Source organism: Xylanibacter ruminicola, assembly GCF_900142525.1.
Classification (GTDB): domain Bacteria; phylum Bacteroidota; class Bacteroidia; order Bacteroidales; family Bacteroidaceae; genus Prevotella; species Prevotella ruminicola_A.
The window spans coordinates 48,732-74,811 of sequence record NZ_FRBD01000001.1 but is presented as its reverse complement, the minus strand read 5'-3'; the positions used below and the strand labels follow the sequence as shown (position 1 = coordinate 74,811).

The following is a 26,080-nucleotide window of genomic DNA, read 5'->3' as shown; positions in this document are numbered from 1 at the left end:
ATTACTAATTCGATACTACTTATATACTCAGTCAAGACCGACGGATCATAGCCCGTTCATCATCCACCTCACCGTAGCTGTTACGGTTGGCATCCGGATTGTAGTTGATGCGGTCACTGCTGCCAATCTCATTCGATATAGGACGGGACTTGCCAGATGCGGCATGATGCTTATGCTCTGAGGTCTCGATGTCAGCAGAACGTGAAGCTTTGAACTTGCTCATGTCTATACCATTGGCTTCAAGGTCAACCACCTCCCTCTTCGACGGATTCACGCAGAAGAACTTGTCTTCAAAGCGGTACGTCCAGATACCCTCGTCATTCAGACGGTCAAAGATACTCTCGTTGCAACCCTTATCCTTTCCCAGCTCCAACTGCTCGTTGATGGTGTAAAGGGTGGAATAAATGTTATTGCCATTCTCTGAAACATGCAGATGCTCAGAAGATACATTGAACATCTTTGAGAGCAAACGAACCTGCTGTTCGTTGACAGGAGAAAAGCCCTGTACCCAAGCCACCTTATCGTTATACTTGATCTTCTGTACGAGATAGTCGGCCAGCTCCACCTTGTCCTTTCCCATGATGATATTGCCGTGCTTGATATAGCAGCCATAGAAACGATGAAGGTCGTGATTGAGGTCGAATGTCGTTGCCAACGGATTCTCACGAAGCTTGTCCTCGATGAAGAAGTCCACCTTTTGAAGCTTCTCCTCACGGCTCTGGAACTGGAGCAGCTCCTTGATGCCGAGAATGTCACCACCCTTGAATACAGACTTGGTAGCATTATCCACCACCATATAGCCATAAGGCGAAAACTCGTTGCCTAGGAACTTGATACTGATGCCGAATTTCTTTTTCAGCATTGTCTCCAGTTCCTCACGGCTGGTACTCTGGTCACGGTACTTTTTGAGAATAGCCCGTAACTGACGGATGCGCTTCTTCTCATCCTCACCGTTCTTACGGCATAGTTTTTCTATTTCCTTGACAGCAATCTCATCCTGTACCTGTCCACCTCTTTTAATATATATGTCCTTGTCCTGGATGTAAGCCTCGTAGCCCGAAGTCTCGAAGACAGCCATGAACTGAGAGACAGACTCGAAGTGATAGGACTTGGCCAGTTTCATCATTTCAGAGTTCTGGTGCTTCTGGTCAATGCTCATGATCGACTCGATGGCCTTCAGTGAACGGATGTTCTCCATCGAATCAGCAATCTTCTTCCCGTCTGGACTGATACGGCTTGTTACGATATGCAGATGGTTGTTATCCGTGTCGTGGTGAAAGTACATCAGAACAGGCTGCCCCTCATTATTGTAGCCCATCTTATCAAGATACTGCTCAGCAATCTTTATCAATTCTTCCTTGGAATACTCAGAGCCCTTACAGGAGATGGCAGCATGGAACTGGGTCATCCGTGTACGGTCATTCCTGGCAGAATAGTCCATGAGATAGTTACGAAGAGACGTGATACCTCTCATATCGGGAGCATCCTGCAGATACCCGAAGTTACGAATGGCCACTAATTCAGCTACACCATTCTCCACCTTCCGCTCGTTGTAGCGGACGGCAGAGAAGGAGCTGCTTGACTTTAGAATCGTTGCTATCATACTGGTTTCTCGCTAAAAATACGTGTAAAGATCTTATGTTCCGTAGCTGCAATATCACTGTTCAGAGAGAGCAGCTGATGCAGCAATGGCTCAACAGAAGAAGTGATTACCTGCATATTATACTCACCATTTGCAGCAAGCAGGTTGCAGTAATGCGCTATCTGATTGAGGTTGTTCCCGATGCGGTTCAGATCTGATTCGTGTTTCGATATGAGCGGATAAAGCAGGTTCATCGACTCAATGCGACGCTTCATGAGCGTGTCATCATAGTGGGCTACCGCATCACGTATCATGGCGCTGATGGAGCCATAGTTTGCCGCCTTTGCTTCGAACATATCCCTTTCCGCACCGCTTACTCGGAGCTTGACTATCTGGTCTTTGTTTCCGGAATCTTTCATGGTCACTGTAAAAGTCTGTGAGTTGCGAACAGACTCTCTTTCCCAGCCGAAGGTCTGGCAAGTGGCGTTTTGTGGTCACAAACGCACAACTTGCAATCCCATCAACGATGGAGCCGTCTGTCCTGTTGGACACTCCCCGGAATAAAGGTCGGTCAGAGCCGTTGGCGGAGGCCTGCCAAAATTGAAGCCGATGGAAATCCATCGCCGAAGTCGTTGCAAAAGTAGTCATTTTCATTTGTCTATGATGTCGTTTTAAAAAGTTTATTCACTTGTGCATTCATGCGGTTGTACCCTTGTACACTTGTGCTTGCACGAAAGTACAACCGTACACATGCATACCCTTGTGCTGTTATATCCTTGTGCCCTTGTGCTTGCACAACTGCACACACTTATGCTGTCATCGTTTCATGCAGTCGTTTCCTTGTACGCTTGTACAAGCACGATTGCACAATCTTGTTCAGTTGTGCCCTTGTGCCTGCACAACTGCACACAATGATGCAGTTATGCTTTCGTGCTCTTGTGCTCGTATGCTCTCGTGCTTTCACTTACGCACACATTCGTGCAGATGTACGTTTGTGCAAAGGTAGCAGGATAGACAAGGCTCAGAAGAGAGTCCTGCCATCCTGCCTGTATGATGGCTATGCCCAGCAGAACCTTACCCACTTGCTCTCCTTGTCGCACTTACTCAGGGCCTCACGGAGCAGAGATACCAGCTCATCATGGCTGATGCCGAAGTTCGTGCAGATGCAGTCAATGTCATCCCCGTCCTCCAGATGCCAGGTGGCTACCTGTTCTACGACGCGCTCCAAGTCCTCCCTGTCAACTTGGAACTCGTCGGGGATAGCCTCGCCCTGTCCGTCTGTGAGAAAATCCACGTTGCACTCGAATACGATGTTGAAGAGACGGAGGAAATAGTCCTTGCTCACATCGTCATAGTTCCTAATCCACTGCTGCAGGTCGCCCTGTTCGTAGCTGACCCTGTTAACTGTTGCAACTCTTAGTTCTTGCATGTCGTTAGTAAAATTGTGGCGGGCTGGTTAGACCCGCCGTTACCTTTGTTATCAATGATGGCGGTCGTTATGCCGCTTTCTTGTTTTCAATGTACTTGGCTCCCGTTATGAGTACCTGGTCATCCCGGAACTTGACCCTGCACTGGAGTACAGACCAGCATCGGTGGTTCTTACGCCTGTAGAGTCTGATGTAATAGACCTCCTGCTGATTACCCGTCTCCTTCGCATAATGCTTGATATGCTGGCAGGCGATTCGATACGAGGGCAGTTCACTGGCAATCTGCTGCCCGCCTGTTTCTGTCTCTACATTGAAGTAGAAGCGGTGTTTGGGATAAACTGTTGTTTGAGTCATAACTGTGAATTTGAATTTTATCGACTAAGCCTGAGTCCCGAGGGGGATGAGATTTTTCCTTTTTCTCCGTCTCCTGGAGTGCAAGCTTTTTTTTATTTCCTTCATCGGCTGAAGCATCGCCGTCGGGGTTTTCGATTTTTCCGGTGCTGTTAAGAGTGAAAGATCAAGAGCTCATGACCGGATAATTTCGTGCGTTCTTCTGGAATACCCGGCTTTGTCCGAGTATCAGACAAAACGGGAAGGCTGCCGGAAGAAAGCAAGCGAAATAGCAACGCGGTATTTGGTCATCAGCTTCTTTCACTACCTTTGCACCGCAAAATCAGAAAACCAAGGCGTAGCAGGGACAATAAGATGAGGGAAAAGTGGCGAGCACTCCAGAAGAGAGACGGAGAAAGCTAAAGGTCTTCTCATACGTGAAGCCATAAAGCATTCCCGAATGCGGAGCCAAAAGGAATTGGAAAGTGATGGCACAGCAAACCTGCTATGCCGACTCTCCCGACATGCCAGTTCCGTTTGCCGGCAAAGGCCTCACGGGAATGAATGCAGAGGATGAATGGTGCTGCGGTTCATCGTTGTCGATGACAGACCTTGTCCTGCCGAGCGTTTCGGTATATTAGGCTTGCCCAACATACCGAATCCCGAGAGCAGGATATGGTCTGAGCAGCAAGGGGAATACTTGTCAGAAGTGTGCGTGTCTGAACAGGACACCCGCACTCCTGACGTGTATGACCAGATCCAGGCATCCTGCATCCGTTCCATGTGAGGACTGTCGGCAAGCGGAACAGTAAGGCACAGTGACAGCCGTGCCTTACGCTGGCAGAAGGGAAACCATAAGTCTTTCCATGTCTAGGTGTCAGACATGAGCCAAAGGGCCGGCTATCACATCAAAAACGGGTTCACAGTCAGTAAACTATGAACCCGGAACTATCATAATCCTGTGATTTCAGTCACGAACCACCCTTGCTAACCAGCAAGGCACGTTATGGAAGAAGTTTATCTTCCGTAACATGGTATTTGCCGCTTCGCGAGAGTCAAAGGTCTTTGCGCACTCAGGGGCTTTAGTCCAGGTAATACGCTTTTTGCTAAAGGCAGCCATGTATTCCTCGTTGTCATTCTGGATGATGTACTGTGTCATAACCGATAATTTAAAGGTTGAACATTAAAAGAAAAATGCCCGTATAGCCGGTAGCACAGCTTATAGACGGCTATTCTTTGCCGTCCTCGTTATCTTTCATAGTTAGAATTTCCAGCTTGGTGACAGCGAAGATGATCTTGCTGCGCTTCTTGCCATCCTCTTCCCATGTGTCGGGCTTGAAGAATCCGTGGCAGCCAACGTACTTACCTTTCAGGTCCTTCAGCTCATCCTTCTTGTCGTTGGAGATCCATTTCTCAACAGGAAGGAGTGCGGTCTTGGTAGACTTCTCATCACCCTTGTTCTCTGTGTGGCTCACTGAAAGGCAGAAACGAGCAACTGAGCTCTTCTCAAATTCCTTAACTTCAGGTACTGTAGCGACGAATGCGCTGATTGAAAACTCATTAAACTTTTTCATAATTTCTAAATTTTAATTGGTTTATATTCAATTTATTCGAGGCAACCAAACGACGCGGAAAAGTGGTGCGACGGGGATTTATCTGTGAATACACGTTTTGTTTATTGCCCATAGGCAAAGACTTGTCGGTAAAGAAAAAGGAAGATTCATGGAAAAATCATTGTCCAAGGCCGGAGGCAGTCCACGCAGGGCCGAAATCAAAAAGGCACCCGCTTCGTAACTTCGCGGAGAATAAATGAGTATAACGCCAAGATTAAAATAGAAAGAAAAAGTTATGAGTTGATAGCGCATAGGTACCAGTGCTGTTATGGAATGGAAGGAAGAGCCAGTTGCTTCTGCCAGTGAGCCGGAGAACAAACGTGATGAGTGCCAGGAATGCTCCCATGTTGAGACGATACCTCAGACAGCAACGACACGATGAATGAGCAGGCTAAAGGGATAACAGGCTGCTACACCGGTAAACGCAGAGACAGGAAGAGAATAGTAAGAAGCCAGCATAGGATGAAAGCAACCATTGGAGATTCATGAAAGATAATAGGGACGGCAAAGCCCAACCAGAGACTTGCGCTACTGGCTATACGGGCATGACTGTAGACACAGCACATCAGACATGACACACTGATAAATAGCTTTTAGAACTTGTAATAGCTGGCCCAGAGTGCGCAGGCTAATCATGGAATAAGTATGATACTACCAACCATTACTTAGGCAACAGCCTAACGAGAGGTCATTTTAGAGTATTCACTTCTGCGTTTCTTGTTCGCTTCCTTATTCTTGGCGCATCACCAAAGAATAAGGAAGCCAGGCTTTTTCGCCTGGCTCCATCAGAATGGTGAATCTTATATTTTTCCTTGTTCAGAGTAACTATAGTAGCATCCATCCGTCACTATCACATGGTCGGCTAAGTGGATGCGCATGACCTCACAAGCTTTCTTCACGCTCTGAGTCAGCATATCATCATACTTGCTGGGATGGAGGCTACCACTGGGATGGTTATGGCATATGGCCATGATAGTTGCATTATTGAGGACAGCTTCACGCATGACGATGCGCACGTCAACACTTACCTCTGTCAGTCCTCCCATACTGATACACTCAGCCTTTATGAGTCTGTAGTTATTGTTCATCAGCAGGATGTAAAAATGCTCCGTTTCCAAGTCCATCATCTTCGGCAGCATATAGTTATAAATACGTGTTGCGGTTCCCATATCGGGCTTGAGTGCTGCCATTGCATTCTGCCTGCGTTTGCCGAGTTCTACGGCTGCAAGCACTTTGCAGGCGGTAGAGGTGCCCACGCCTTCTACATCGTTGATTTCATCGAAACGAGCCTTGCCGAGGATGTTCAGATTTTGGTCGAACTTGTCGAGGAGGTTCTGAGCGATGTCAACGGCGGTGTTCTTGCTTGTTCCGCTGCCAATGAGGATGGCGAGGAGTTCAGCGTCAGAGAGCGATTTCACTCCATACATCTGAAGTTTAACACTTGGGCGGTCTTCGTTTGCCCACTGTCTGATGGTCAGTTTCACGGTTCCTGCCGTGGCTGCCTTTACTGCTGTAGTTGTATTCATAATCTTGAATTTTAATTAAATTGTTTCTTCTTGAACTGCTTGGTCTTTGCGAGGAACATGGCCATTCTGACGTGTGCGCCTGCCTGCTCCATCTTCTCACGGAAATCATCGGAGGTTCTGCCCGTGGTGCAGATGTCATCGATAATGAGGATGCGCTTGCCTTGAAAGAAGTCCGTGTCAATCCATACGTTATCCTCGGCTGCATGTTCTCCGCTGATATGAACCTTTTCACGTTTGCCGATAACCTTGATGTGGTCGAAGCCGTTGATGGCACCGGTCTTTGCACATACATTCTCGGAGAACTTACGGAAACGTCGGGTGTAGGTGCGCTGACAACTTGCAGGGATGCAGACAATGATGGTGTCTTTCAAGTCCATGAGCGAAAGAGTCTTTGCAAAGAGCCTTGAAACTCTCTCGGTGGCGTACTTACGACCACTTTTGAAGTCTATGATAAGGCGGTCTGCCTCCTGCGCCTCAAATGATGCGTGTCTGAGGTATTTTTGTGGGATGTAGCTCATCAGTGCGTACTTGAAAATGCCTTGCTTGTCCATGTTCTGCGATTTTGCTTTTTTTATGCGGATTCAGGAGCTGTGAAGTGAGTTCCTATTGAATCAAGTCCGAACTCCGTGAACCCTTCGTTTTTTTTTTTGCGTATTTCTATCGCCGTTTGTTTCGTTCCTGCGGCATTCAAGAAGGTCGCTGAATGGATAAGGCAAGTTTTTCAGGCAAAATACTACCCCTGATAAGGGCGTGGAGATTTTCCCGGAAACCCTTGCGGCATGAACTTTCCATTCCATAAAGCGGGTTTACCTTTGCCACAGGAACGTATCTAACGGGCGTAACGGAAATACACAGCGAAGGTTCACGGTTCGGACGACCAAGCTATAGGCTTGCACCAAGAAGAAGGTAGTTAATTCCCTTGTCAAGGCACCACAAGGAAATGATTCATGGCAGCGTGTTCCCTGAATAGGGAAGACAAAGACGCATCGATGCTCTTGTTGTTGATATGTCTTTATGCCATGCGGACACACTCTTTGTCGGTAATCCATCTTAGGGTAGCTGATAAGCACCCAGATGCATCACCGTCAATGTGTATGTCCCCAGTTAATCTTTGGGACTCGAAAGAATGAATAAGGATTTTGTTGCTTTCAAGTGTCACAAATCTATTAGCTATTTGTGACGGTTTTAACACTTGCTCTGTCCAAATGAATGTTTATGCATTATATGGATGAATACCAAAAACCGCCGTTTTTGTTACTTTTTCAATAAACTCTTGAAAATCTAAATAATTATTTGTATTTTTGTGCCAAAATTGGTACTTTAATCTAAGTATCATAAATGTGGAACTATATTAATTTTGGCACAGACTTATGATAATTGGTTATGCACGTGTAAGTACGCAAGATCAGCAGACGCTTAGGCAAATTGACCAACTGAAAGAATTTGGTTGTGAAAGGATATATGAAGAGAAAGCATCAGGAACCAAGCGTGACAGAGTTGAGCTGGTTCGAATGATGGATGCTCTTCGAGAAGGAGATGTTGTCATTATCACAGAATTGTCCCGATTAAGCAGATCTGTTAAGGACTTGTTTGAAATTGTGGATAGAATCCATAATATCGGAGCTGATATTAAGTCCTTGAAGGAATCGTGGATTGATACAACAACTCCACAGGGAAAACTTCTCTTCACCATTTTTGCAGGAATAAGCCAGTTCGAACGCGACTTAATCCGTCAAAGAACTATGGAGGGATTACAGGCAGCCCGTGCAAGAGGTCGCAATGGTGGTCGCCCACCCAAAGATGAATCTAAGATAAAACTTGCTTTGAAAATGTATGATTCCAAGGTCTGCTCTATATCGCAGATTCTCGAAGCAACAGGGATAAGCAAAACGACTTTATATAGATATATAAGACAACGGATATGCGGATAGCACTACGGTAACCCCTCAAAAAAGTGAGTTGCAATACAATTTGTATTAAAGTTGTTCTGTCTTGTTTTGTGGTTTAAAAACGAGACAAATTGTCTTTTTGGTATGATTTAAGCACATGAATTGTTAAAAAATAGCTTCTTTTTGAATTTTTGTCTTGTTTTGTGGCTTAAAAACGAGACAAAATATGTATCTTTGCACCAAATTCGTAATGCAATAGCAATTATGTTACAGTCAAAGGCTATAGAGCAGACCGTGAATTCATTCCGTTCAGACTATGTTTTCACGTATCGGGATTTGGGATTGCCTCCTGAATCCAGTGCCAATGTTATACGTAAGCTAAACCGTATGGCAGATAGCGGTGTGATCCAGCGTCTTTCTAAAGGACGTTTCTATAAGCCGAAGCAGACGATGTTCGGTAGCTTAAAGCCTAGTCAGGAAGAGGTTGTTAAGGATTTATTGGAAAAAGATGGCCAGATAATTGGCTATCTGACTGGTAATTCCATTTTCGGACAATTGGGTCTTACCACACAAATCTCCAATATCATTGAGATTGGGGTTAATGGGAAGAAAAATAATACTCGCAGAGGTTCTTTTACTATACGTTTTGTACAGCAGCCCAATGTGATAACAAGGAATAACATTCCTCTACTTCAAGTACTTGACGCTATCAAAAATATTAAGTCAATTCCGGATACGACACCTGACAAATCTTACAATAGGATAAGGGCTATCGTACAATCACTTGATGTAAGAAGTGTGGAATTGATAATCAAGCTTGCCTTGAAGTATAATCCAATGACGAGGGCCGTGACTGGCGCTATCGTTGAAGATCTTTATGGAGAAGAGAAAGCACAGGTACTGAGAGATACCCTTAATCCAATTACTATATATAAAGTTGGCTTGACCAAGAAAGTTTTATCGACTAATAATTTCAGAATCGTATGACACTTGACAACAATAGGCAACAGCTATCCGATGCTATCCGTGCAGCATCTGAGCATTTGGACATCGCTCCCGTTTATATCGAGAAGGACTATTGGATAACCAAAATCCTGCAGCAACTCTCCCGAACCTCACAGGCAAACAACACGGTTTGGAAAGGTGGAACCTCATTGTCCAAGGCTTACAGATTGATAGACCGTTTTTCCAGCGACATCGATGTTGCCGTTCTTGCCGAGGGTATGAAAGGCAATCAAATAAAGAACTTGATCTCGAAGGTCAGCAAAGGCATGACTGAGGGAATACCAGAAACTGACGTGCCAGGTGAGACAAGTAAAGGGTCGCACTATAGGAAGACATATCATTCCTATACGAGTACATTATCAGGAAGTGATCCGCGAATGAAATTGCTGGGGAACTACGTTATCGTCGAGATTAATTCTTTTGCCAATCCCTATCCGTATGTGAGGTTGGAAATAGAAAGCTTTATCACTCAGTTTCTTAGGGAAACAGGAAGGGAGTCGCTAATTGAAGAGTTAGATATGGCTCCTTTTGAACTGAACGTGCTTGACAAAAGGCGTACTATCTGTGAAAAGCTTGTTTCTTTACTGCGTTTCTCCTTCACTTCTCAACCATTGGATGGGTTGAATAAGAAAATCCGTCACTTCTATGACCTTCATGCGTTGGTGAATGACGCAGAATGTCGTGAATATCTGAGTCAGAGCTTTCTTCAAGACCTGAAAGACCTGTGGCAGCATGACCAATCGGTATTTGATACGCCAGATGGATGGCAAGGAAAGAATATTGATGAAGCACCGTTGATTAAGGACTTCTCACGGCTTTGGACAGATTTGAGTGAGCATTATGTTGAGGAGTTAGGGCAGTTGGCATATAGACCTATCCCTACGCCAGAAGAAATAGCGAAAAGCCTGAACGAATTGCTTCAAATTCTTCAGGGGAAATAATAAACACAAATATGGCTCGGTACTAGTTAGGAAGTATCGAGCCATAATTGTGTTCCACGTTAATGTTTATGTTTTAATTGAATCCGATACCGATGAAGTCTTTATCAAAGAGTTCGTCATGGTAGATACCTGTACTTGTGATATTCCTTTCGTCATCTGTGTCGAAGCAAGCAATCGTACCATCATGCTTACGAAATTTTTGGATGCGACACATCTGTACTTCCAGAGTGTCATTTTTCCCGTTATTGGAAAGGCTTTCCAACTTGGTAATTAACTCTCTCAATGTTATGCCGCGAAATTCGCTCGGCGTTGTTTTCTTTATATTCTTTGCCATAAGTCAGTTCTTCAATTTGTTATTTCTTTGTTGTGCAAAGTTAGTGTTTTTATCTGAATTACGATTCTTTTTATTCAAGAATTGAAACACTCTCGATTAAAGTTTCTTGTTGTCCTTGAAGGAGTAGTATTGTTCATCCGCAAGGATGATATGGTCGCGCAAGGTCATCCGTACAGACTCTGCAGCCTGAGTAAGTTTAGTAGCAATGGTGCTGTCGAACTTTGTAGGAGAGGGATTCCCACTGACATGGTTATGTACTGTAACAATGTAGGTCGCATTGTAGAGCACCCCGAATCGCATGATGTTTCTCGGGTCGGCAGCATTTTCAGAAACTTCACCTCTGCAGATCCTGACTCTTCTGAGCAATTCATGTTTCGGATTGAGGAACAATGCCCAGAACTCCTCCACATCCAGGTCTTCAAGTTGTGGCATCATGTAGTCACCGATGGCCAAGGCATTCTTCAGAACAGGTTTCTCCTCTGGAGCTGTCTTTCTAAAACGCTTCCCGAACTCGCAGGCAGCGACTATAGCGATAGCCCGGTTCTTACCAATGCCACGGTAGCACATCAGTTCTTCCATTGTCTTCTTACCCAGTTTGGAAAGGTCATTGCCGCAGTCATTCAACATCTGATTCATGAGATCTACAGTTGGAAACTCCTTCGGGCCGTTGCCAATGATGATGGCCAAAAGCTCGCTCTCACTGAGCTGGCTGACACCATCCGTCTGGAATTTCTCCATTGGGATGTCATCATTAGTCCATTTCTTGATTGACGGAACAGGATCCTCTTCCTGATTCTTCTGGACGGTGATAGCCGAAGTAGGGTACAGTTCATGAAGAGAAGCTTCCAGCATGGACATCCTTTTCTCATGTTCCTCAAGTCTTCTGCTGTCTCTTTCTTCGAAATCTCTGCTTCTCCTTGGCCGTCTGCTTTCCTCCCTATCCTCAAAATGACGAAATGATTCCCTGCCATCCTTTGGACGGAATTCGTCTCTTGAACGACTGCGTCTTCTGGATTTATCCTCTTTCTCTGGATTTACATAACCTAATACACCAGTGGGACGATAACTGCCACGTGCGACTCCAGGTCTATATGGAACACTTGGAGCAGAGTCAGACCGTCCAGTAACAGGGTGATAAGTCACCTTGTTACTTGGCTTACGTTCATTGCCTCTTCGTCCTTCCTCCCTGTCAAGCTCTTTTTTTGAAGGCTTCCTGACCAGTGTCTCAATAGGTTCATCGACCAGTTCCCCGACAAAATTGTTCTCACCATTGTCAATGTTGATGGTAACACCCATTTCTTCCTTCTCAACAGGAGCCTCCATTACAGGCTCTTCCTGCCATGCAACTAACTTCTTCATACGATTTGATTTTAAATGTTGATATTGTATTGATTGAATTTCTCTTGCTTACTCTCATGCCAACAGACGCATTACATCAAGGATGGTCAGGTTAGTAGCAGACAAGTCCGTCCTTTTGAGCCTACTATTACATCGGTCTATTAAGGCTTCGCATTCATCGACGGCTCTCTTTGACACTATCTGATACCGTGAGTTTACCTCATTGTTGGCAACAGTAAGCGGTGTGGCTATATCCCTGCTTTGACCTCGGAAAGCCACGTTGAAGCAGATGCCCAGCTTGCCGTCCTCATGCTTCAGCAGAGGATCGACATAGTATCTGAACGTGACCGTGTCCTCATGTACCGAAGTAAGGAAGTCGCCCTCCGTTCCACCCAGCTCTTTCAGACGGCTGTTCGACATCAGATGATACTCGAACACGTAGTTGATAAGTCGGAAGTTTGCGTCGTTGATGCGCGAGAAGTCCTGACGGATATACATGTTCGTAACCGTGAACACCTTAACTTTATGGTTCAGCATCTCATGTATCGTGAACTTGTCAATGCCAGCTTCATTGTAGGCAATCGTGGCCATCGAGTGCCTTGCCGCATAGAACTGCAGATTGGGCACACCCACCTTCTCACCTACGATTTTCAATCCCCTGTTGACTGTCTGGTTGAAAGTCGTCGGATCCTTGTACATGTAGTTGAAGCAGAACACATAGTTCTTCTTTTTGTGCCTGGTACACCGATATTTCTTGATGAGAGGCAATAACAGAGGATGCGGACTGATGACAATGCGGGCATGATCAGACCGCCTGTCCTTCGTCTTGGCACGGTCATAAGTGATGTTGCCCCGTTCGTCCCACTTGCAACTAAGCAGGTCTATCGTGTTAGTACCCATCAGCATAAAGGAGATGGTGAACACGTCACGGGCGAGGTCGGCGACAGCCCTTCCTTCGGTATCGTCGGGAAGATTTGCTATAGCCCGGATAATATCCACAGGCAAAGCACGTTTCTCCGTTTGGATTTCCACATGAGGCGGATGATAGAACTCCAAAGTCCTCTTGATAACCTTGTTCTCCTCACGTCCCTCGTTATAACGCTGCTTTGCCGAGTTGAACATACGCTTGATGACCTGCGGATAGACACTGCGAGCCGTCTTCTTGTCACCAAGCCACTTCTCGAAGCTCCTCATAAAGACCTTGCTGATGTCATTACACATGTAGCTGTCACGACCGACGAACTTGATGAAAGCATTCAATGCCACAAGATGGTTCCGGCTGCATTTCTGGTCTTCATGCTCCTTGATCCACTCACGTCCATACTGGATAATGTCAATGCTGACATCACCGACACCGACGATGTAATTGACTACCGCATCGATGTTCATGTCATACTGGTCCAACTCCAGCTGCTTCAACTTGGCATTGAAGTCTTTCAGAAGAGCCTTGACCTTTCGCTTCACCAGCTCATTGCGGATAGTCCACTTCTTGGTCATTTCCGTCTTGGAAACATAGATGCCTGTCTCAATCAGCCTTTTCTCATGGTGGTGATACAGGCGTATGCCAACCTCACAGGTTCCCTTCCTGCTGATGGCAGTCTTTGAAACTTCAACTTTTAGTGTAGCCATAATCGTTGTTATGATATTAACTATTACTTTCGCGCGTACATATATTATATACTGTCTATGACAATAGCTTGTTGACCAAGTCGTTGATGTCATACTGAGCCGCTTTCAAGTCAAGCCTGCTGATACGCTCCTTACAGGAATTGACAAGAGCCTCGCAACGTTTTACAAGATATTCGTTGGCGAGCTGGCCATCCTCAGAAACATCATTCTCCGAAACGAAAATCGATGTTCCGATAAGCTTGCTCTGTCCCTTGTATGCTAACTTGATCTCCACATTCCATGACTTTCTGGTATTTATGTCCTGTGGAGTCAGCTGCCAAGTAATGTCCACAACCGTATCAACAACATTCGTCAGGAAGTCGCCAGTTAACAAGGCACCGCCTTGATGCTTGTCCTGATGAGTGCCTGACTTTTCCTTTTCCATGTCATTGAAGACAAAGTCAATGAGCTTGAAGTTAGCCTCATTGATTTTGCGGAAGTCCTTCTTGATATAGATATCCGTTATCTTGTACACAGGCAGCTGATGATTCAGCATGTCGTGTATGGTCATCTTATCAATATCGGTTTCATTGAAGGCAATGGTCGCCATCGTATGTCTTGCGGCATAAAAAGTAAGACCTTCCTCGTCAATCTCCTTTCCAACCTCCTTCATGCCTCGGTTCAGGTTATAGCTGAAATCAGCTGGATTCCTGTACATCCGGTTGAAACGGAACACATACTTTTCCTTCTTGTCCAATACAGACGCATATTTCTTGATAAGAGGCATGAGTAGCGGATGCGGCTTGATGACAATGCGGGCATGGTCAGGTCGCCTGTCCTTCGTCTTGGCACGGTCATAGGTAATGTTTCCCTCGCCATCCCATTTGCATGAGAAGATATCAATGCTGTTGGCACCCATCATCATGAATGAGATAAGGAATACGTCACGAGCCACATTGCGGCTTGAATTCGAGCGCTCCTCATCAGGGATGGCAGCCAAAGCCCTCAGATGCTCCAGGGAAATGGCACGTTTCTCCGTACATACATGAACAGGAGGGTCGAAGAACTCCAGTGAGCGTTTGATGATCTCCTCACCGTCGAGGTTGTCATTGTAGGTCTCGCGGGCCTCGTTGAACACGCGCTTGATACATATACAGTAGAGGTTGGCCGCACGATGCCTGTCACCAAGCCAGCGTACATAGGACTCCATCAGTCGTACCGTAATCTCATTGCAGTCGATAACCTTACGTCCCATGAACTTGATGAAGGAGTTGAGGGCAGTCTTGTAGTTACCCATACCCTTGATTTCATCCTCGTGAGTCTTTATCCACTTCTGGTAATAGTCCACGAAGTCGACAAAAGTAGGCTTGACGATGTCTTTACGTGTGATTCTCCTTACAAGTTCATCGGCAGTCATGTCGTTGAACTCCAGGTTCTCCTCCTCGATACGTTTACGGTAGATGCGGAGGATGTCCTCACACTTCTCCTTCTTCTGAAAGTTCTTGATCTTGAAAGACGAGGTCAGCTCGTCACGGGTAACAAACACCGTAGTTGGGATGTATTTCATCACCCTCTTGTGCGTGACCCTGATGACGACGTTCCACGTCTTGTCCTTTCTCATGTTGTGCTTCAGCACCTCATACTTTATTGTTGCCATATAAGTCAATTTTATAGCGGATTTACCCGCTGAATTTTTTAATTTTCTGCAAATTTACCTTTTCAGGGCCTGAGAGCCGAATTTTGGCGAAAATCGGTCATTTTACAAGTAACCATATATGGGAACAAGTAAAAACGCACCAATCCCACAATTCTGTAAGGAAAGATTACTTTTTCTGTCCCAAATGCCCCTAAAACGGCCATTTTCGCTATGGCGCAGAGCATCCCCTGTCGGAGTTTTTGTCGTTAATGTTTTTTAACGCCCAACTTCGAGGTAAAACATGCCAAAATGACCAGAAAACCGGGTAAAAACCCCTTCAAATTTCATCAGACTTTTTTGGTTTACTTTTAACCACATGTCTTTACTTTCATTTGAGCCCTTTCTCCGGGATGACATTTACGTCTGCATTTATCATTTTAGGATTCGACTTCCGTAAACATTCTGTATTTCAGCTTCTTACGCGGATTTGTCACTAAGCAAAAATTTTTTTTCTCGCCATTTATCTCCCGACAAAACGAGAAAATCACATTTAGATGAGCAAAAGCCATACTTTGAAGCTGTCCAGACGCCATCGCCTGAAACTGATGAGGGCACCAGGGAAATGGGTGAACTGTATCCATTTCTTATTAGTGGTGGTTCTAATACGGAGCGTTTCTACTTTACTCATATCAATGATACGACTGCGTATAAGTTTAATATCAGGCCCAAATATTTTGGTGACGAGTCGAGCTATACGGAGACATTCCCCAAAAGGATTAGGGAAATATTGAAGGCGAATAACGAAGCGCGGATATTTTGCGTTTTTGATTGGGATACGGTTTTTGGCAACAAGGCGAGACTGAAGAAACATGGGAATTTTGTTGCTCAGTTTGCGAAGGAGATAGCAGACGGTACCGTGACAATTTGCCCAAGTATGCCATGTATTGAGTATTGGTTTCTGCTTCACTTTGAGGATTATACTCAGCTGCTAAAAGACTATCCTGCTGTTTCGAATCGGTTGGCGAGTTATAAAGAACAATTGTTCCCGGAATCTTCAACAGGACTCAAGAAGTTGTTGAAGAAAGAGAAGTTTTTGAAAGATTCGACTTGGGTTGAGAATCTTTGTGCCGAGGGTAAACTGGACTTGGCTGTGGAACGTGCTGAGGAGAATATAGCTGCTGCGGTTGAGGCTGGTAAATTGGAGGAGCAGTCGTATTCGTATGTTTATAAGGTGTTCAAGAAAGACAGAGGCTAGTCGAAAATAAAAATAATCATGATAAGAGATTACAAGCAAGGCAGATTCGTGCCGCAGACCTTCTCGTATGAATCACTGATGAAGAAAAGAGTGAAGAAGCACCCTTCATATCTACAACCAATATATGAAGCAGTCAGTAATTCTCTTGAAGCAACCTCCGGTAAAGGGGATTATGTTACAATAAGACTAAAAGTCTCAAAATCATCGACTCCTGGCAAGTATGAATTCTGTTCCATTGAAGTCGAAGATAGTGGATGTGGATTTAATGAAGAGAACTTAAGCCGTTTCTATCAGCTCTTTGATGAATCCAAGAACTTCCACAATCTTGGTTCTGGCCGAATACAGTTTCTTCATTTCTTTGAGCATACAGAATTCCGAACAGTCTACATTGAGAATGGTAAAAAGAAAAAAAGAAATATCGTTCTTTCAATTGGTTTTATTGGAACAGAGAAAACACCAATATGGGAAGGATTTGAACAAGATGCTACAGAGGAAGAGCACACAGGCACGATCGTGGAATTTTTCTTTCCCAGAGATAGTAAGGATAAAGAGAGTTATGAGAACCTAACAACTGATGAGTTGCATGACAAGATTTTCACTCACTATCTTGGCAAATTCTGCATCCGGAAAGGAAACGTACAAAACATAGCATTTGAACGATACATATACGATGCTCATGTTGACACAGAGGATAAGTTTATTCAAGACGATGATATTCCTGTTGTAGATTATCATGATGAGGTGAAAGTACATTACAAGAGAATAAACAGCACAAATGATGGTCTTATAAAACAGAAAGAAACGGAAACTTTCAAAATAGACTCCTATTTACTTCCTTCAAGTGTTCAGAAAAGAAATGAGATAAAATTGACGAGCAAAGATGAAACCGTAGATGCTGAAAATGTTGATTTCTCTTTTGTTAGCAGGGCAAAGATAGAAGAAGGCAAGAACATGCTGTGCCTAATATCGAGTGACTTTCTTACAAATCAGGATACAGATTTAAGGGGGAAACTTACACTATATACTAAAAGCCAGTTTCTTAAAGAGAAGAATCTGTTCACACTAGATGAAAGCCATATTTTCATCGATGATGTACAAGAGGAGGTAACTGAGAAAATAACCACCCACTATCCTGCAATTAATAAAATCAAAGAGGAGAGTGAAGAAGATATAGACCAGGTGGTGGAGGATTTCTCCTTGGACAAAGACGTGATAGCTGCTATAGGGGTGAAAACGGGAGAGAAGGTGTCTGATTTTCTTGAAAGATACTATCACTCAGACGCTGACTTTCAGAAGGACAACACTCAAAGATTAAAAGCCGTCTTCGATTCATTAAGGACATTGGACCCGTCAGGAGCCAATTTCAACAGGAAATTTAATGCAAAGGTAAAAGAGATTAATTCTCTTATACCAGTAAAAAACAAATCCAGCCTTTCAAGATATATTGCCAGCCGTAAGTCGGCAATGAACATGCTACGACTAATCTTAAGTAAGAATCTGGAATGCCAGCTTGAAAAGAAAAAAAGGAAAAGTAATGAGAAATTGATTCATGACCTACTTTTCAAACAAGGGACGATTGATACCCTGGAGAGCAACCTTTGGATGTTAAATGAAGACTTTATTCATTTTAAAGGTTTCTCTAATTTTGAACTCCGGAAGCTAAATGATGACGGGGTGGGTGTTTTGCGTAAGCTTGACGATAAAGAAAAAGAACAGCTCACAGCATATAATAAGGACATGTTGGGATATAAACCTGACATTTTGCTATTCCCAGAAGAGCATAAATGCATAATAATTGAACTAAAGAGCGATACGGCAGATCCTACTCATTATCTTGGCCAGGCAATTAATTATGCAGGACTATTACGCGAATTCGCCAAGGACGAGTATGTGATAGATAATTTCTACGTATATCTAATTGCTGAAAGCTTCGATTTTACAAGCGTAGTTAGAACCGACCCTCGTTTCCAACTATCGCAATACATGGACTACGTATTTATGCCTAATGCCAATGTATATGGAGGCGCAAGAGGTTACGGAGCCCTTTATATGGAAGTTCTAAAGTATTCTACATTACTTAAGAGAGCTGAGATGAGGAACAGTATATTCTCGGATAAGATATTTGGGGATGATTTTGATAAAGAGGGAGAAAAAGAGGACTGAAAGGATGACAGCTGCGTTCGAGTAGGGCGTGGCTGTTTGTCGCTAAGTCCAGTAGATGGAATTACGAATCTACAGAGATACGGAGTCACGGAAATAAAACGAAGGTATGACAAATGGTGATTTGAGAGAGACGCGGAAGCAGTTTTTTAGCGAAATGGAGCAGAAGCTGTAGGAAAGGTATCCAAAGGAGGAAGATAGGATGTTTTACTATCATTCCTCTGAGGATCGAATTGTGCTGTCGCATGCTATGTTTTGGACGATGACTCAGCTTCAGTTCTTCAAGAGTAAGATAAGAAAGGAGAAATTTTTCCTGCTGCTTCGACAGTGCGAAGAAGAGATGCTTGATGCCTTTCTACTGGATGAAGATTATTTTCCAGAACTTCTGCACTATTGCAATATACTTTATGAGATGCTGTCCATCATTCTGGGTGCTTCGCATTTAAGAACGAATAAGGATGCTCATAAACTTGCAGCCATCGCCCTCGTCGCCGCTGGATATGGTGGTGACATGGATGAAGAGTTGGCTAATGAATTAACTTCGTTGACTTCTGTCGCGACTCGACAAATTCTGAGTTAACTCACTTTGTGCTCACTGCTCCAAAAGTTGTTTGGACGATATCGACTACCATTTCAATAAGGTGAAGTGTCGGAAGATCGAGGGGCTGATGCCGAGGCTGATGAAGATGGTGGAGAAGGAATCGCTGTAGCGATGGAATTACGGAACCACGGAGTAACGGAACTACGGAAGCAAGCAGCATGGCTGCGGATAAACGGATTCACGAATCAACGGAACTAAGGATCTACGACAATAACTATGGCAGACTATAAGGGTACATATAAGCCTAAGAAGAATACTTTTCCGAAAAAGGACTCACGGAAGGACGGAGAAACGGAACAACGAACTTTTGAGGGGACGTTGAAGCCGTTGATGACGGAGGAGGAAAAGAAGGAGGCACAGATTTTGGAACTGAGCTACGATTTTTCTTGTAGGATTATACGGCTTTACAAGTTCCTGAATGAGGGGAAACTGAGTAAGGCAGATAGGGATATTACTGATGCGTTGGGGAGACAACTGCTGAGGTCTGCTACGAGCATCAATGCTAATATGAATGAGGCGCAGCATCCTCAAAGCGATGCAGACTTTCTGTCGAAAGCGAGCATTGCTTTGAAGGAAGCACGAGAGAGCGAAAACTGGTTGTCGCTTCTCAGGGACAATGGCTATTTGGAAACACGGGCTTCGGAATCCTTGCTTCTTGACTGTGGACGTATCAATAAAATATTAATTACGATAACGTCCAAGGTCAAAAAGCGGATTAACGGAGGCAAGGATTGACGGACGCTAAAGAATTACATTATATGGATTTAATGAAGGATTTAGGAGTAGAAGTATATAAGGATGCAGCGAGACCGGCTGTATCTGAAGTTGGGGCTGTTGCAGGAAGGACAGTAAAAGCATTACTGGCTCCTATACGAGGATTCCTGTGGTGCTGGGAGAAGATAGAGGACTACGTTGAGAAAGAGGTACAAAAGCGATTGGAGAAAGTACCAGAGGAGCGACTGAAGAGTCCAGATCCTGAAATAGCTGTACCTTTATTACAGTCTTTGACCTATACTGCTCAGAATGAGACGTTAAGGGAAATGTACATTGCCTTGCTTGCTAACTCGATGGACAAGGGGAAGGAAAACATTGTGCATCCATCTTATGTGGAAATCATCAAGAAGATGAATAGGCTTGATGCTCTACTGTTTGAGAAACTGTCAGAAGAATCGGGTTATAGAATGATTGTTAATCCGAGAATATCCATTTCTGGTACCAACAAGTTTATAGCCGGTGTTTTACCAGAATGGTATTTAGGATGGACAATAGAAGAGTATGACGAGTTTTCAATATCTGCATCATTGGTACGTCTAAGCAAGTTCGGAATTATTGACTTGATGTATGACAGATCTATTAATGGGGCTGATTATCAAGGATTATGGCATACGCCCTTTACTGAAAAGATGCTGGAAGCGCAGAAATTTTTACGCCCTTACGATTCCCTCGAAATTACAGCAACAAACAGCGTGGTATTCGTTAATGATTATGGCAAGCAGTTCAGACAGGCTTGCAGATAGCTAAATAAAGAATATGACGCAGGACGAGAGGTGGGTGGTAAAATGGAGAGAAGTCATGGACTTCATGACGGTCAATAAAAGACGACCATCTAAGTTTGTGGATGAAGAACGTGGAATGCGGAACTGGTGGAAGCACCAGCAGAAACTTTTTAATGCTGGGGAGTTGAAGGAGGAGAGGGTTGAGATGTTCAACCAACTCCTTGAACTAGGGGAGAGATATAAGCATATTAATCAGTGGATGTAATAAGTATTACAGAACACAATGTTATAGTTTATGTGATAATAAGTGAGATGAATTTGAAATGATATAGAATAATGGCTCGGAAAGACTTTTTTGACAACATCAATTCTGTTATCAATGATTGGAAGAACACATCTTTTACTTTCTTCCCGAAGACCTATGTGCCTGGACTGGATGATAAGGACCTGACATATGGCAATGGTGAGGAAAAGAAAGGTGTTGAGATTAATACATGTGTTCTCTTCGTGGATATACGGAACTCAGTACAACTGACAAAAGACAAGCAAGTAAGGACAATGGGAAAGGTTTATTCAGTCTTTACTCATTGTGTTTTGCTAGCAGCTCAGTATGATGGTGGCTATGTTCGTAATATCATAGGTGACAGGGTGATGGTGGTGTTTCCTCCTGAAGATTGTTTTAAGAAAGCGGTTTTTTGTGCCATAACGATAAACCATATAGCTTCTCTTATCAATAAGAAGTTCGATAACTTTGAGTTTAAGTGCGGTATCGGGATTGACTATGGAAAGTTGAGCGTGATGAAAGTTGGCATACAAAAGAAAGGTGCTGAGAATGATGATAACAAAGGATTAGTATGGGTTGGTTATCCTGCAAACTTTGCTTCACGGCTGACTGATTGCGCCAATAAGGAATTTACGGATGTGGTTTATAAAGTAGACGGCCAGTTTTACGAATACAACTACTTCAACAATCCTTATTTCGGAAGGCAGAGTGGATGGTATAGAAAGACAAAAGAGTTTACAGCAGAAGAATTCGCTTCTAATATTGCCTATTCTGCTTTTGGGCAATGTCTTTCATTCAAGCTTTGCACGCAGATATACTCTATAGATAGAGAAGAAAAGAAATACACATATAATAACATTCTTCTTTCGGACAAGGTTTATCAAGAGTATACGAAAGCGCTTCCTGATGCTAAAGATATAAAGAATGGTTGGTGGAAGAAACAAACGAGGAAAATTAGGGATATAGACTTTGATGTTTGGGGCGCAGATTTAACATGGTCACTGGATTAGAAATAATAAAGCCACCACGGAGGCGGCTTAAAACTGGGATTACAGATGATTGAAAAGATTGCCCCGAAATATAACCGGTACTTCCGTTTATGCTTGTTGCAGTTCCTCTGCTATCGGTTCACTCTTAACTTATAGGTTGAAATTTGGTACTTCCACGTTTCACATCTGTCATGCTTAACTGTCCCAATCAGCGAGTGCAAAGATACAAAAAATGATTTTGTTAAGGAGAAAAAAAATAAAAAACTTGATTTGTCGGGTAGAAATCTTGATGTTTTCCCGGCAAAAGCGTTTGAAGACAAGACCATTACGTGTATAGACTTGTCGAATAATCATATTAAAGAAATTCCAGCAAATATCGGAGAACTGGCCAAGTTGAAGTATTTACATTTGGAGAATAATGATATTACCCAACTGCATAATGGTATCCTCAAAGTTCAGTTTCTAGAGTGTCTATATTTGAAAGGAAATCCGATGAAAAGCCTTCCTAAGTTTATAAAAGAGAATGCTCATTTTGACATTTCAACTGATAGTGAATACTATCACTACTACCCTGATATTGAAGTAAATGGATGCAATCAATTCTTACAGAAAGAAATAGGGCGTGAAGTTGATGGTATTATTGAGAATAATACTAGTTTTATTTCTTGTACTGAAGTTCCGAATGTCACTGATCAAGAGATAACCTATCCGAGGCATAGTGAACGAAGAGGAAAAACAATAAATACGTGCGTACTTTTTGTAGATATAAGAGATTCTGTGCAGAAGAATAACGACCATAGAGTTTTAACGCTGTCAAGAATGTATTCATCGTTTATATACGGAGTACTGAGAATTGCAAAAGAATACAAAGGGCACGTAAGGAATATCATTGGGGATAGGGTTATGGTGGTTTTTGATGAAAAAGACAGTTGTGACATGGCTGTTAAATGTGCGGGCTCTATCTTGTACTTTTGTAGAAAGAAGATGGGGAAGACCATACCCAACGATAGCTTTAATTGTGGTGTGGGAATACACTACGGTTCAATGAATGTTATTAAGGTTGGCCTTACTGATAGAAGTGATGAGCATGATGACTATCAGAACTTGGTGTGGATTGGCGAACCTGCGAATTTGGCATCTCGTTTAACTGATATGGCAGGGAAATATAATATTCCATCTATTGCTATTTCGAACGATGTCTATAAGAGACTTTCAGATAATCCCTTGAAGAGGAACTTTGAGATGGTTGATAAAAAGAAATTCAAGGATATTGATTTTATTGTTTATGGCTGTAATTTGTTGATTAAGTGAAAAATAGGTATATGAAACTTTTTTGGATTGTTTATTTTGCTTCTTGTATGGTGGTTATAGGAGTTAAACTAAGGAACTATGTAAAGAGCAAAAAGAAAATAAATAGGCAGGAGGCAGAACCTGCGACAGAAGAAAGTACTCCACAGAATTTTAATGAAAGAAAAAAAGAAGACCTTCAGTTCACGTTGGAATCTGTGAATTCGTGGCTAAACAATTGTGATCAAAAGGCTGGCATATTGCTTACGGTTGTTGGCGTGGCAATAACGGTCTTAGTCACTAGCGATTTCCTGAAAAATCTCAGAAATTATATCTTTAAACCATTTATGGACTATTGGGAAGAGAATCAGGTCCTGTCTTTCTCCTGGAGCAGATTTACCGTGTTCGTTATGCTGTGTGTTGCGGTTATATTGTTGTTATTGACGTGCTATTACTTGTTCCGTGCCATTACAGCAAACATCAACTACACAAAGATGTATCAAGAAAACCCTGGATTGGTGAAGACATCGAAAATTTTCTATGGTACTATTAGTGAGATGACTTATGATGATTTTAAGAAGGACGATATGAACTATATTGAAGACTTGAAGTCTCAAATATATGTTAATTCGAAAATTGCGATTATTAAATTCAAGAACTACAATGAGGGATTGTATTGGTTCAAATTTCTTTTATTGGTTTCTGTTTTGCTATTTATCGCAATTATGTTTATGAAGTAGAATTATGGAGGCAACTAACATACAGTATGACTTAGAACGCTCGCTAAAACGTATTGATGATATCCTAAACGAAAGTGACAAATCGTTTGAGGAGAGGAATTCAATTCCAAGTCGTTCAGAACTGACTTTTACTAATGGGTTTTATGTAGATTGTACTGCATTGTTTGTCGATATCATTGATAGTAGTTCTCTGCCTGAGAAACAAAACCGTCCGGTTCTAGCCAAGATTTATCGTAGTTTTATATCAGAGATGGTCGCTCTCATGAACGGACATGATACATGCAGGGAAGTTTGTATCAATGGGGATTGTGTATGGTGTGTTTGCAATACCCCCCAAAAGGCAGATGTAGATGGCGTGTTTGATTTGGCTGCTAAAGCATGTAGCTTAGTTGATATTTTAAATTATAAGTTGTCGAAAAAAGGCTACCAAACCTATAAAGTGGGTGTTGGTATAGATGATGGACGTGCATTAATGGTTAAAGCTGGGCATTCTGGATCTTCAATCAATGATGTTGTTTGGATGGGCGATGTTGTCAATCAAGCTTGCCATTTATGTGCAGAAGCAAATAGCCCCGGAAATAAAAGGGTCTTTCTCTCCAATGTTATTTATAACAATCTGAAAGATGATTATAAGAAACTCTGCACTAAAGATAGTAGAAGAGATATTTATCAAGCAGATGTATTCAATATAGGAATGAATAACTGGTTGAAGGAACAAAAGTAGGCGGGCTGGAAAGGCAGGCGGTGCTGACGCTTGCGGCTGCACGGCTTTTCAAAAGCAAATAGATAACAGAATTGAGATAAGAAGATATATGCTATTGATAAAGGATCAAGAGTGCACGACTTTGCCCATCAGTGTAAAAAGGACTCCAGGAACGGGGGGACGGGTACCTGTTTCACGAATAATAGGAGTCAGCAATAATCAATAGTTGAGAATGCCAAGGCGAGCGAGACAAACATCAGGCACTGGTATATATCATGTGATGATGCGTGGAATCAATCATCAAAATATCTTTGAGGATCAAGAGGATTATTACCAGTTTCTTAATACCTTGGATATGATGGCTCAGTCGTATGAGCCTGATGGCACTCCCTTTGGAAGAAACTATATCCTATATGCTTATTGCCTGATGTCGAACCATATTCATCTGCTCATTCGTGAACGTGAGGATAATATTGGTATGGCAATAAAAAGGATAGCTTCCTCCTATGTATACTATTATAATCACAAGTATTCAAGAGACGGGCATCTATTCCGGGAGCGTTTTAAAAGTGAGCCAGTGAACGATATGGCTTATTTCGTGATACTTTTGAGGTATATTCATCAAAACCCTGTTAAGGCTGGGATTGTGAATAAAGTAAATGATTACGAGTTCAGCAGTTGGCATGAATATGAAGACAAGAATAGTACGCTATTCCCTTTATGTGACACTCGCACTGTTTTGAACCGAATATTCTTTGAGGAGTTGAATGAACTTGTAAATGAGCCTTTGTCTGATGATATTGTTTGCCTTGATATAGAGGATGCTTCGAAAGGACGTCCTTCGGATGATCAGGTTATGATGCTGATCAAAGAAAAGACTGGCGCAACGAATAGCAGCGCTTTTCAACAATTGCCTGCAGATATAAAGAAGTCTCTGTTAATAGAATTGAAGGGTAAAAGAGCATCATTGCGACAATTGGAGAGGTTGACGGGAATCAGTAAAAGCATGATTTATCGCATGTGATGAAACAGGAACCCGTCCCGGTGTTCCATGAAAGGACAATGGAGGGGTTGAATGCTGCTCGTAAACGTGGACGCTTGGGAGGTCGCCCAAAAATTCCAAAAGATGATGTCGAGGCAGCTTTGAAGATGTATGACAGCAAGAGCTTTACACTGGCAGAAATAGAAATGCGTACAGGTGTAAAGCGTCCGACTCTTTATCTGTATTTGAATAGGAGAAAAAATGGAGAACTTTGATGCTTGAAAACTCTCATTTTTGAGGAATGGTATTTACAATAAAAACGCTTATATTACTACGGTAACTCGAAAAAAAAGTG

General features: G+C 43.0%; 29 protein-coding genes. 16 read left to right on the top strand and 13 right to left on the bottom strand.

What is annotated here, in order from left to right:
* Positions 1 to 31: 31 nt before the first annotated feature.
* The 4 genes from BUB86_RS00310 to BUB86_RS00295 form a co-directional block, all read right to left on the bottom strand.
* The gene (locus BUB86_RS00310) at positions 32 to 1,603 is read right to left on the bottom strand and encodes a relaxase/mobilization nuclease domain-containing protein (RefSeq protein ID WP_073203544.1); all 1,572 of its coding nucleotides are present in this window, start codon (positions 1,601 to 1,603) and stop codon (positions 32 to 34) included.
* On the bottom strand, positions 1,600 to 2,001 hold the full coding sequence (gene mobC, locus BUB86_RS00305; RefSeq protein WP_073203541.1) for a plasmid mobilization relaxosome protein MobC: 402 nt from the start codon (positions 1,999 to 2,001) through the stop codon (positions 1,600 to 1,602). The genes BUB86_RS00310 and mobC overlap by 4 nt, the downstream gene beginning before the upstream one ends.
* Positions 2,002 to 2,639: 638 nt before the next feature.
* On the bottom strand, positions 2,640 to 3,011 hold the full coding sequence (locus tag BUB86_RS00300; RefSeq protein ID WP_073203537.1) for a hypothetical protein: 372 nt from the start codon (positions 3,009 to 3,011) through the stop codon (positions 2,640 to 2,642).
* Between the two features lie 67 nt (positions 3,012 to 3,078).
* Positions 3,079 to 3,363 carry a hypothetical protein gene (locus tag BUB86_RS00295; protein ID WP_073203534.1) on the bottom strand — a complete coding sequence of 95 codons (285 nt, stop codon included), beginning with the start codon at positions 3,361 to 3,363 and terminating at the stop codon, positions 3,079 to 3,081.
* Positions 3,364 to 3,827: 464 nt separating this feature from the next.
* On the opposite strand from BUB86_RS00295, the gene BUB86_RS17405 reads away from it, so the two are divergent.
* The gene (locus BUB86_RS17405; RefSeq protein WP_175549359.1) at positions 3,828 to 3,980 is read left to right on the top strand and encodes a hypothetical protein; all 153 of its coding nucleotides are present in this window, start codon (positions 3,828 to 3,830) and stop codon (positions 3,978 to 3,980) included.
* A 326-nt stretch (positions 3,981 to 4,306) separates the two neighbouring features.
* Here the strand turns inward: BUB86_RS17405 and BUB86_RS00290 are convergent, their stop codons facing one another.
* From BUB86_RS00290 to BUB86_RS00275, 4 genes are all read right to left on the bottom strand, one after another.
* A complete protein-coding gene (locus tag BUB86_RS00290) occupies positions 4,307 to 4,498 on the bottom strand; it encodes a hypothetical protein (RefSeq protein WP_073203531.1) in 192 nt (63 codons plus the stop codon).
* Positions 4,499 to 4,568: 70 nt separating this feature from the next.
* Complete coding sequence (locus BUB86_RS00285) at positions 4,569 to 4,913, bottom strand: hypothetical protein (protein ID WP_073203527.1); 345 nt, start codon at positions 4,911 to 4,913, stop codon at positions 4,569 to 4,571.
* Positions 4,914 to 5,752: 839 nt separating this feature from the next.
* Entirely contained in the window at positions 5,753 to 6,478 is a 726-nt protein-coding gene (radC, locus tag BUB86_RS00280; protein WP_073203524.1) for a RadC family protein, read from the bottom strand.
* 11 nt (positions 6,479 to 6,489) lie between these two features.
* Positions 6,490 to 7,029, bottom strand: coding sequence for a phosphoribosyltransferase (locus tag BUB86_RS00275; RefSeq protein WP_073203521.1), 540 nt, complete (start codon positions 7,027 to 7,029; stop codon positions 6,490 to 6,492).
* Positions 7,030 to 7,848: 819 nt separating this feature from the next.
* On the opposite strand from BUB86_RS00275, the gene BUB86_RS00270 reads away from it, so the two are divergent.
* From BUB86_RS00270 to BUB86_RS00260, 3 genes are all read left to right on the top strand, one after another.
* Entirely contained in the window at positions 7,849 to 8,409 is a 561-nt protein-coding gene (locus BUB86_RS00270; protein WP_073043723.1) for a recombinase family protein, read from the top strand.
* A 222-nt stretch (positions 8,410 to 8,631) separates the two neighbouring features.
* Entirely contained in the window at positions 8,632 to 9,354 is a 723-nt protein-coding gene (locus tag BUB86_RS00265; protein WP_073203518.1) for a DUF6088 family protein, read from the top strand.
* Positions 9,351 to 10,313 (top strand): nucleotidyl transferase AbiEii/AbiGii toxin family protein, encoded by a 963-nt coding sequence (locus tag BUB86_RS00260; RefSeq protein ID WP_073203516.1) that lies wholly within the window; start codon positions 9,351 to 9,353, stop codon positions 10,311 to 10,313. Before BUB86_RS00265 ends, BUB86_RS00260 begins: the two co-directional genes overlap by 4 nt.
* Before the next feature lie 73 nt (positions 10,314 to 10,386).
* Here BUB86_RS00260 and BUB86_RS00255 read toward each other — a convergent pair whose 3' ends face one another.
* The 5 genes from BUB86_RS00255 to BUB86_RS17400 all read right to left on the bottom strand — a co-directional run bounded on the left by BUB86_RS00255 (position 10,387) and on the right by BUB86_RS17400 (position 15,917).
* A complete protein-coding gene (locus BUB86_RS00255) occupies positions 10,387 to 10,596 on the bottom strand; it encodes a hypothetical protein (protein WP_175549358.1) in 210 nt (69 codons plus the stop codon).
* A 147-nt stretch (positions 10,597 to 10,743) separates the two neighbouring features.
* The gene (locus BUB86_RS16915) at positions 10,744 to 12,006 is read right to left on the bottom strand and encodes a RadC family protein (RefSeq protein ID WP_081373002.1); all 1,263 of its coding nucleotides are present in this window, start codon (positions 12,004 to 12,006) and stop codon (positions 10,744 to 10,746) included.
* 54 nt (positions 12,007 to 12,060) lie between these two features.
* Positions 12,061 to 13,614, bottom strand: coding sequence for a phage integrase SAM-like domain-containing protein (locus tag BUB86_RS00245; protein WP_073203510.1), 1,554 nt, complete (start codon positions 13,612 to 13,614; stop codon positions 12,061 to 12,063).
* Positions 13,615 to 13,669: 55 nt separating this feature from the next.
* Positions 13,670 to 15,250 carry a tyrosine-type recombinase/integrase gene (locus BUB86_RS00240; protein WP_073203507.1) on the bottom strand — a complete coding sequence of 527 codons (1,581 nt, stop codon included), beginning with the start codon at positions 15,248 to 15,250 and terminating at the stop codon, positions 13,670 to 13,672.
* A gap of 529 nt (positions 15,251 to 15,779) precedes the next feature.
* The gene (locus BUB86_RS17400) at positions 15,780 to 15,917 is read right to left on the bottom strand and encodes a hypothetical protein (protein ID WP_175549354.1); all 138 of its coding nucleotides are present in this window, start codon (positions 15,915 to 15,917) and stop codon (positions 15,780 to 15,782) included.
* Here BUB86_RS17400 and BUB86_RS00235 point away from each other — a divergent pair.
* From BUB86_RS00235 to BUB86_RS00180, 12 genes are all read left to right on the top strand, one after another.
* Complete coding sequence (locus BUB86_RS00235) at positions 15,852 to 16,484, top strand: RloB family protein (protein WP_081373019.1); 633 nt, start codon at positions 15,852 to 15,854, stop codon at positions 16,482 to 16,484. The genes BUB86_RS17400 and BUB86_RS00235 overlap by 66 nt on opposite strands.
* A gap of 18 nt (positions 16,485 to 16,502) precedes the next feature.
* Positions 16,503 to 18,647, top strand: coding sequence for an ATP-binding protein (locus BUB86_RS00230; protein WP_081373000.1), 2,145 nt, complete (start codon positions 16,503 to 16,505; stop codon positions 18,645 to 18,647).
* A 259-nt stretch (positions 18,648 to 18,906) separates the two neighbouring features.
* Entirely contained in the window at positions 18,907 to 19,224 is a 318-nt protein-coding gene (locus BUB86_RS00225) for a hypothetical protein (protein WP_073203501.1), read from the top strand.
* Positions 19,225 to 19,461: 237 nt separating this feature from the next.
* The gene (locus tag BUB86_RS00220) at positions 19,462 to 19,980 is read left to right on the top strand and encodes a four helix bundle protein (protein ID WP_254795054.1); all 519 of its coding nucleotides are present in this window, start codon (positions 19,462 to 19,464) and stop codon (positions 19,978 to 19,980) included.
* A gap of 23 nt (positions 19,981 to 20,003) precedes the next feature.
* A complete protein-coding gene (locus tag BUB86_RS00215) occupies positions 20,004 to 20,762 on the top strand; it encodes a DUF4393 domain-containing protein (protein ID WP_073203497.1) in 759 nt (252 codons plus the stop codon).
* 13 nt (positions 20,763 to 20,775) lie between these two features.
* Positions 20,776 to 21,006, top strand: a complete 231-nt coding sequence (locus BUB86_RS00210) for a hypothetical protein (RefSeq protein WP_073203494.1) — start codon at positions 20,776 to 20,778, stop codon at positions 21,004 to 21,006.
* A gap of 71 nt (positions 21,007 to 21,077) precedes the next feature.
* The gene (locus tag BUB86_RS00205; RefSeq protein ID WP_073203491.1) at positions 21,078 to 22,034 is read left to right on the top strand and encodes an adenylate/guanylate cyclase domain-containing protein; all 957 of its coding nucleotides are present in this window, start codon (positions 21,078 to 21,080) and stop codon (positions 22,032 to 22,034) included.
* A gap of 249 nt (positions 22,035 to 22,283) precedes the next feature.
* Positions 22,284 to 23,324, top strand: a complete 1,041-nt coding sequence (locus BUB86_RS00200) for an adenylate/guanylate cyclase domain-containing protein (protein WP_073203488.1) — start codon at positions 22,284 to 22,286, stop codon at positions 23,322 to 23,324.
* An 11-nt stretch (positions 23,325 to 23,335) separates the two neighbouring features.
* The gene (locus BUB86_RS00195; protein WP_139261220.1) at positions 23,336 to 24,040 is read left to right on the top strand and encodes a hypothetical protein; all 705 of its coding nucleotides are present in this window, start codon (positions 23,336 to 23,338) and stop codon (positions 24,038 to 24,040) included.
* 4 nt (positions 24,041 to 24,044) lie between these two features.
* Positions 24,045 to 24,764, top strand: a complete 720-nt coding sequence (locus BUB86_RS00190) for an adenylate/guanylate cyclase domain-containing protein (protein ID WP_073203482.1) — start codon at positions 24,045 to 24,047, stop codon at positions 24,762 to 24,764.
* A 259-nt stretch (positions 24,765 to 25,023) separates the two neighbouring features.
* Positions 25,024 to 25,767: a transposase gene (locus BUB86_RS00185; protein ID WP_217653201.1), complete on the top strand. Its 744-nt coding sequence runs from the start codon at positions 25,024 to 25,026 to the stop codon at positions 25,765 to 25,767.
* Between the two features lie 38 nt (positions 25,768 to 25,805).
* Positions 25,806 to 26,000 carry a hypothetical protein gene (locus BUB86_RS00180; RefSeq protein ID WP_139261217.1) on the top strand — a complete coding sequence of 65 codons (195 nt, stop codon included), beginning with the start codon at positions 25,806 to 25,808 and terminating at the stop codon, positions 25,998 to 26,000.
* Positions 26,001 to 26,080 lie beyond the last annotated feature (80 nt).